The 6,975-nt window shown below is 72.8% G+C and carries 8 protein-coding genes; 4 read left to right on the top strand and 4 right to left on the bottom strand.

Annotation, left to right across the window (positions count from 1 at the left end; genetic code table 11):
- Positions 1-364: 364 nt before the first annotated feature.
- The 4 genes from AF1_RS30960 to AF1_RS30945 form a co-directional block, all read right to left on the bottom strand.
- Complete coding sequence (locus AF1_RS30960) at positions 365-1,942, bottom strand: TerD family protein (protein ID WP_067807485.1); 1,578 nt, start codon at positions 1,940-1,942, stop codon at positions 365-367.
- 3 nt (positions 1,943-1,945) lie between these two features.
- Positions 1,946-2,515: a TerD family protein gene (locus AF1_RS30955; protein ID WP_067807483.1), complete on the bottom strand. Its 570-nt coding sequence runs from the start codon at positions 2,513-2,515 to the stop codon at positions 1,946-1,948.
- Between the two features lie 127 nt (positions 2,516-2,642).
- Positions 2,643-3,488, bottom strand: coding sequence for an LLM class F420-dependent oxidoreductase (locus AF1_RS30950; protein ID WP_067807480.1), 846 nt, complete (start codon positions 3,486-3,488; stop codon positions 2,643-2,645).
- Between the two features lie 22 nt (positions 3,489-3,510).
- Positions 3,511-4,392 carry a class I SAM-dependent methyltransferase gene (locus tag AF1_RS30945; RefSeq protein WP_067807477.1) on the bottom strand — a complete coding sequence of 294 codons (882 nt, stop codon included), beginning with the start codon at positions 4,390-4,392 and terminating at the stop codon, positions 3,511-3,513.
- A 307-nt stretch (positions 4,393-4,699) separates the two neighbouring features.
- Between AF1_RS30945 and AF1_RS30940 the strand changes: the two genes are divergently transcribed.
- The 4 genes from AF1_RS30940 to AF1_RS30925 form a co-directional block, all read left to right on the top strand.
- A complete protein-coding gene (locus tag AF1_RS30940; protein WP_067807488.1) occupies positions 4,700-4,891 on the top strand; it encodes a CbtB domain-containing protein in 192 nt (63 codons plus the stop codon).
- Between the two features lie 8 nt (positions 4,892-4,899).
- The gene (locus AF1_RS30935) at positions 4,900-5,652 is read left to right on the top strand and encodes a CbtA family protein (RefSeq protein ID WP_067807474.1); all 753 of its coding nucleotides are present in this window, start codon (positions 4,900-4,902) and stop codon (positions 5,650-5,652) included.
- 33 nt (positions 5,653-5,685) lie between these two features.
- Positions 5,686-6,222, top strand: coding sequence for a histidine phosphatase family protein (locus AF1_RS30930; protein ID WP_067807472.1), 537 nt, complete (start codon positions 5,686-5,688; stop codon positions 6,220-6,222).
- Positions 6,219-6,975, top strand: a 757-nt coding sequence (locus AF1_RS30925) for an ATP-binding protein (RefSeq protein ID WP_157419360.1), incomplete at its 3' end; no start/stop codon positions are given. The genes AF1_RS30930 and AF1_RS30925, both read left to right, overlap by 4 nt.

Raw genomic sequence — 6,975 nt, 5'->3', positions numbered from 1 at the left:
GCTGCGGGCTTCCACGGGGGTGTGGCTTCGCCCCAGCTCTCCCTTCCGGTTTGGGTTGTCGGTTAACTGCGGGCTCCCCCTGGGGTGGGGCTTCGCCCCTACACCCCCTCCCGGGTCAGGTTGTCGCTTAGTTTCGGGCTCCCTCTGGGGTGGGGCTTCGCCCCTACACCCCCTCCCGGGTCAGATCGTCGTTTAACTGCGGGCTTCCACGGGGGTGGGGCTTTGCCCCTACAGGCCCTTCTGGGGCAGGTTGTCGATTACCTGTAGGTCGGCGGGGGTGTGGCTTCGTCCCTATGCCTCGGGCGTTGTTCGCCTGCTGGTCTCACTGCGCTCGCCGGGCGGGGTGGGCCGTGGGGGGTAGGCGTCAGTCGTGGGAGGCGATCGTGTGGGCGTGTAGGGAGAGAACGTGGGCGAACAGGGCGGGGGCCTGTGAGCCGTCGGCGGCGTCGGGGAGGACGTCCGGGGTGAGGGTCCAGTCCATGCCCACCCAGGAGTCGCCGATGGTGTCCGGGCTGGAGGGAAGGGTGTGGCAGGACTGCCGGAGCCGCATGGCGCGGACGGAGTCGGCCGCGGGGGTGTCGGTCTCCACCAGGAGCACCGGGACGCCCACCGGCGGGCCGTCCTCCACCAGGCGCAGGAGCTGGTGCGCGTCCTCGCCGTCGAGCGCGGCGCCCGCGTCGAGGATCACCACCAGGCGGATGGGCGGGCCACCGGCGGCCGGGTCCCCCTCGCCGCCGATGCGGCGCAGGTCCACCAGGTCGAGCAGGCGCCGGATCCGCTCGGCCGCCGCGGAACCGGTGGCCGCGCCGCCGCCCAGCAGCCGGGCGCTCGTGGCCGGGTCGAAACCGTGCAGCCAGCCCGCGCCCGACAGGCCCGCCGCGTCGATCACCTCCAGCCCGGCCAGCCCCGGCGGGACCGCGGCCAGGAACCGGGTCGCCAGCGACCAGGCGTAGGCGGCCGAATCACCGGGCATCGTGCCGCGCGAAAGCCACATGCCGCGCCGCCACGGCAGCCGCAGGGCGAGCGGCACCCGCAGATCGGGCAGTTCGGTCAGGGACAGCCGGCCCAGCAGCATCCCGTCGGCCAGGTCGGTGCGGGGCCGCCAGGTCAGCCAGGACGGCGCGTCGAACGGCGCCAGTTCCGGGGTGACATGGGGTTCGACCCGGGCCAGCTCGTCGCGGAGCTGGGCGGCGTCGGCCCGCAGGCGCCGGTCCGCCGTCGCCATGAGCTCCTCGAAACGTCCGCGCGGCCGCCGGCCGGCGATCTCCTCGTTGCGGACGGTCAGCGCGTGCTCGGTGGACGCGCGGAAAGCGGCCAGCGAACGGCTCGCGTCCTCCCAGACCAGCCAGCACCGTTCGAGGTAGTCGACCTCCGTGCCGGGCGGCGGCTGCGGGGCCGCAGGCTCCGGCCGGGGCCGCGGGGCGATCGCGGCGGGCTCCGGTTCCCCCGGATCGTCCACCTCGACACCGTGCGCCTCCGCCAGTTCCGCCAAGCCGCCGGGGTAGCCCTGGCCCACGGCGCGCACCTTCCAGGCGCCGGCGCGGCGGTAGACCTCCAGGCCGATGATCACCTTCTCCGGGCCCAGCCCGGTGACGGTGAACTCGGCCAGGCACGCGCCGCCGTCCGCGGTGAGCCGGACCTGCGGCGGCGGCATCGTCCCGAACGACGCCGTACCGGTCAGGCTCACCGCGATCAGCACCGCCGCGGCGTCACCGGGGACCGCGTCGAGGTCGAGGACGACGCGCTGGCGGCCGCCGCCGTCGGCCCAGCGGACGCCGGGCGCCTGCGGGGCGTTGAAGAACACCAGGTCGGCATCGGAGCGGACGCGCAGGTCCGGACCGACGAGCAGCGCGCTGACGTCCACGGGCAGGGCGCAGGACACGGTCGCGGTCACCCGCCGGGCGGGCAGCGGAGCATTGGCGCCACGGGTGAGTTCGGTCATCGGTCAGGCGTGGGCGGCGATCGCCGGCAGCATGTCCTGGAACGTGCGGCCGTGGCAGGGTTCGCCGATCGCGTTCATCTTCCAGCCGCCGCCGTGCCGGTAGATCCGCGCCATCACCATGGCGGTGTGGGCGCCGCCGCCGGTCAGCGTGTACCGGGCGAGCTCACCGCCGTCCATCTCGTTGACCAGCCGGCAGAAGGCGTTCTCCACCTCGTTGAAGGTCTGGCCGTTGAACGAGCTGACGGTGAACACCAGCGAGGTGACGTGCACGGGGAGGCGGTTCAGGTCGACGATGACCGACTCGTCGTCGCCGTCGCCCGCCCCGGTCAGGTTGTCGCCGGTGTGCCGGACGGATCCGTCGTCGCTGACGAGCTTGCCGAAGTACACCACGTCCGCAAGGTTGGCGTCGGCGAAGAGGACACAGGACGCGTCGAGGTCGATGTCGCGCTCGCGGGAACCGAAGAAGCCCTTCTTCTTCACCGCGTCCCAGCCCAGGCCCATCCGGACCATGCTGAGCGCGCTACCGGGCTTCTCCAGCGAGATCCGCTGGCCCTTCACCATCGAGACCGTCACAGCCGTCTCCTCCTCGTCATCCCCTGTGCCGCGCTGACCCGAACACCCCCGGCCGGCCCGCGGACGCGGCCGGGTGCGAGCAAGCCTGGCAGCCCGTCCGCCCGTTGTCATCTCGTTCCCGCGGGAGTCACAGCCCGAGGCGCCCGGCGTGGCGGGCGAGGAAGGCGATCACCTCGTCCTCGGATTTGTCCGGGAGCCCCCACAGGATCTCGGTCACGCCGGCCTCGTCCCAGGCGGCCATGTCCTCGGGGGACGGGCGCCTGGCGGCCAGGACGGAGATTTCCGGGCGTCCGGCGCGTCCCGCGTCCGCCCAGGCCGTCTGGAGGGCGGCGACCTTGGGCAGGATGTCCCGCTCGGTGGGGGTGGTGATCCAGCCGTCGGCGTGGGCGGCGATCCATGCGAGCGTCTTCGGGCCGCCGCCTGCGCCGATCAGCAGGGGAATGTGCGGCTGGACGGGCTTCGGCCACGCCCAGGACGGCCCGAAGGAGACGAACTCCCCGGAGTAGGACGCCTGATCCTCGGTCCACAGCGCACGCATCGCCTCCACGTACTCGCGCAGCACCGTCCGGCGCTTGCCCGCCGGGACGTTGTGGTCGGCGAGCTCGTCGGTGTTCCAGCCGAAGCCGGCGCCGAGCGTGACGCGGCCGCCCGACAGGTGGTCGAGCGTCGCGATCGTCTTGGCGAGGGTGATCGGGTCGGACTCGGCGGGCAGCGCCACGGCCGTCGCGAGCCGGATGGTGGAGGTGACGGGGACCGCGGACGCGAGCGAGACCCACGGGTCCAGCGTGCGCATGTAGCGGTCGTCCGGGAGGGACGCGTCGCCGGTGCCGGGATGCGCGGCCTGCCGCTTGACGGGGATGTGCGTGTGCTCGGGGACGTAGCAGGAATGGAACCCGTTCTCCTCAGCGGCTTTCGCCGCGGCCGCGGGCGTGATGCCTCGGTCACTGGTGAAGAGCACGATGCCATGGCGCATGCGAGCCATGGTAGAACGTGTTCTATGAGCGCCCCCGGCGGAGGGCGCGGGGCAGCGCGGTGACCGCCCGGCCGACCCGGTAACTGACCGAGCCCTTGACGGAGTCCAGTTCGTGGCGGGTGCGCTCCAGGCCCTTCTCCGTGCGGACCAGCCGGTCCTCGGCCTGAGCGAGGCGCTTCTTCAGCACGTCGATCTTCTTCGGACCCGTCGTCCTGCTCTTGATGCGGATGATGCGGTGCCCGCCGACCTGCTGGACCTCGTGCCAGACGTCGTCCTGGCCCGCCAGCCACTCCAGAAGCTCGTCCTGGACGGGCCCGGGGTCGCCCCAGGTGCCGTAGAGCTTCTGGGACGTGACGCAGATCGGGCGCAGCCCATCAGCGGCGACCGATTCCCAGACCGCCGCCGCCACTCCCGGCGTGTGCTCGGCGCGGTAGTCGTCGCACACGATGACGCCCCCGGTACGGAGCATGACGTGCGCGGCCTGGATGTCGCCGTGCACGTGCTCGTACAGGTGAGACGCGTCCACGTGCACGAAACGGCAGGTCTCCGGCCCGACATGGTCGAGGATCATCGATGTCGGGCCCTGGACGATCTCCGGCAGCCGGTCGTGGAAGGCACGGTAGTTCTCCTCGAACGCCGTGCGGGTCAGCGTCGCGTAGGACTGGTGCATCTCCGCCTGGTTGGAGTCGTCCGGCGCATCGGAGTCGAAGAGGTCGCAGACGGTGAAGCGCTCGTTCTCGCGCGGATGGCGTCCCATGAGGATCGCGCTTTTACCAAGGTAGGAGCCGAGTTCGACGAGGTCCCCGGTGTGTCCGAGGCGTTCCTGGCGCTCCAGGAACCAGGTGAAGAGAAGCTGGTCGACCCGGGGGAACCACCCCTTGACGTCGTCCAGTGTGGCGGGCAAGCCGGTTCCGTGGCTTGTCATGTTCGCAGCTCCAACGTCGTCGTGCCCGCGAATGGGAGCGGCGGACACTGCGTGTTGTGACGGTGCCCTTCAGGGCCGTTTCTCTACCGATGGAGGATGTTGACAGCGTGGATGGTAGATCATACGGTTCGTCTGATTCACGGTTACCCGAGGGAAATCCGGTGAAATGCCGGTGCGGACGCGCCACTGTATCCGGGACGACGATCCCGGGAGCCAGGTCGCTCGGGTGACCGCGACCTCACTGTCCGGGACGCGCTAGATCACCCGTGGAGGCTCCGTGAGCACCATGTCGGCTCGCACCGCATCGACCCGTACCATTCCCCTTTCCCGTCTCGTTCCCTGGCTGCTCGCGGTGCCCGTGCTGCTGCTCCTCGGCTACCTCGTCCTGATGGACAACGGCGCCGTGTCGCAGGCCGGCGGCTACCTCCACGAGCTGATGCACGACGGGCGGCACCTGCTCGGCGTGCCCTGTCACTAGGCCGCCGCATGGTTCGCACCCTGCTGGTCAGGGGCCTCGTCCTGGGCCTGCTGGCCGGCCTCGTCGCGGGCGTCTTCGCCTTCGCGGCCGGTGAGCCGCGCCTTGACGAGGCGATCGCGCTGGAGAACGCCGCCGCCGCACAGCAGCACGGCGAACACGCGCATGGCGAACACGCGCACGGTGAGCATGAGCACGGTGAAGAGGTGAGCCGCGGCACGCAGAAGGCCGGGCTCTTCCTCGCCACCGGGCTCTACGGGCTCGCCGTCGGCGGCGTGTTCGCGCTCGTCTACGCGGGACTGCGCGGCCGGGTCGGTCCGCGGTCGGACGGCGCGCTCGCGCTCGCCGCCGCCGGGATCGGCTTCGCCGCGGTCATCGTCGTCCCGTTCCTGAAGTATCCGGCGAACCCGCCGGCGGTGGGCGATCCCGAGACGGTCGGCAGCCGGACGCTGCTGTACCTGGGGATGATCATCGTCGGGCTGCTCTCGGTCGCGGTCGCGGTGACCACGGCGCGGAGCGTGCCCGGCGGGCCGTGGGCGCGCTGGCCCGCGGCCGTCCTCGCGTTCGTCGTCCCGGTGGTGGTGGCGTCGCTGCTGCTGCCCCCGGTGGACGAGGTGCCGGACGGGTTCCCCGCCACGCTGCTGTGGCAGTTCCGCCTGACCTCGCTCGGGACGCAGCTGGTGTTCTGGGCGTCGTTCGGCACGCTGTTCGGGTGGGCGTGCGACCGCGCGGCCCGGCCGGAGCGTCCCACGGTGGCGGCATGAGCGGGCCGGCATGAGCGGGCCGGCCTGAACGGGGTGCTGTTCGTCCGGCACGCGACGTCGCCGGCGATGCGGGAGGCCCGCTTCCCCGCCGATGACGACGCCGACGCGGCCGGGCTGGCCAGGGCGCGGACGCTGGCCGGGACGCTGCCGGACGGTGCGGCGTGGACGTCACCGGCCCGCGCCGCCCGGCAGACCTGCGCCGCGCTGGGGCTCACCGCCCGGCCGGTCGCGGCGCTCGCCGAGGCCGATCACGGCCGGTGGGCGGGCGTCCGGTACGCGGAGATCGAACCGGGCGAGCTGGCCGGGTGGCTGTCGGATCCGGACGCGGCGCCCCACGGCGGCGAGTCCCGGCATGACCTCGCGGCGCGGGTCGCCGCCTGGCTGGACGGACGGCCGTCCGGGGTCGCCGTCTGCGACGCCGGAGTCATCCGCGCCGCGCTCTGCCACGCCCTCGGCCTGGACATCACCGCCGCGGACCGCGTCGATCTCGCGCCGCTGTCCACCACCGGACTCGCCGCCGCCCGGGACGGCTGGCGGGTCGCCCACGTCAACCGGAAGGTAGTTCTTTGAACGCCCCCTATCCGTTCAGCGCCGTCGTCGGCCTGGACGATCTGAAGCTGGCGCTGCTGCTCAACGCCGTCTCGCCGCGGGTCGGCGGGGTGCTGGTGCGGGGCGAGAAGGGCACCGCGAAGTCGACGATCGTGCGGGCGCTGGCGGCCCAGTTGCCCGCCATCGACGTCGTGCCGGGCTGCCGGTTCGCATGCGACCCGGCGGCGCCGGATCCGTCCTGCCCGGACGGCCCGCACGAGCCGGGCGGACCGGCGGCGACGCGGTCGTCCGCGCTGGTGGAACTGCCGGTCGGCGCGTCCGAGGACCGGCTCACCGGGTCGCTGGACGTGGAGCGGGCGCTGACCGAGGGGGTGAAGGCGTTCGAGCCGGGGCTGCTGGCGGCGGCGCACCGGGGCGTGCTGTACGTGGACGAGGTGAACCTGCTGCACGACCACCTGGTGGACCTGCTGCTGGACGCCGCCGCGCTCGGCACCTGCCATGTCGAGCGCGAGTCGCTGTCGGTCCGGCACGCGGCCCGGTTCCTGCTGGTCGGGACGATGAACCCGGAGGAGGGCGAGCTGCGTCCGCAGCTTCTCGACCGGTTCGGGCTGACGGTGGAGGTGGCGGCGTCGCGGGAGCCGGGGGAACGGGCGGAGGTCGTCCGGCGGCGGCTCGCGTTCGAGGCGGACCCGGCCGCGTTCGCCGCGCGCTGGGCCGGCGCCGAGGCCGAGCTCGCCGGCCGGATCGCGGCGGCCCGCGACCGGCTGGGCCGGG

Source organism: Actinomadura formosensis NBRC 14204, from assembly GCF_001552155.1.
Taxonomy (GTDB): Bacteria; Actinomycetota; Actinomycetes; order Streptosporangiales; family Streptosporangiaceae; genus Spirillospora; species Spirillospora formosensis.
The sequence above is the reverse complement of the archived record's forward strand: the minus strand, read 5'-3'. Positions and strand labels throughout refer to the sequence as shown.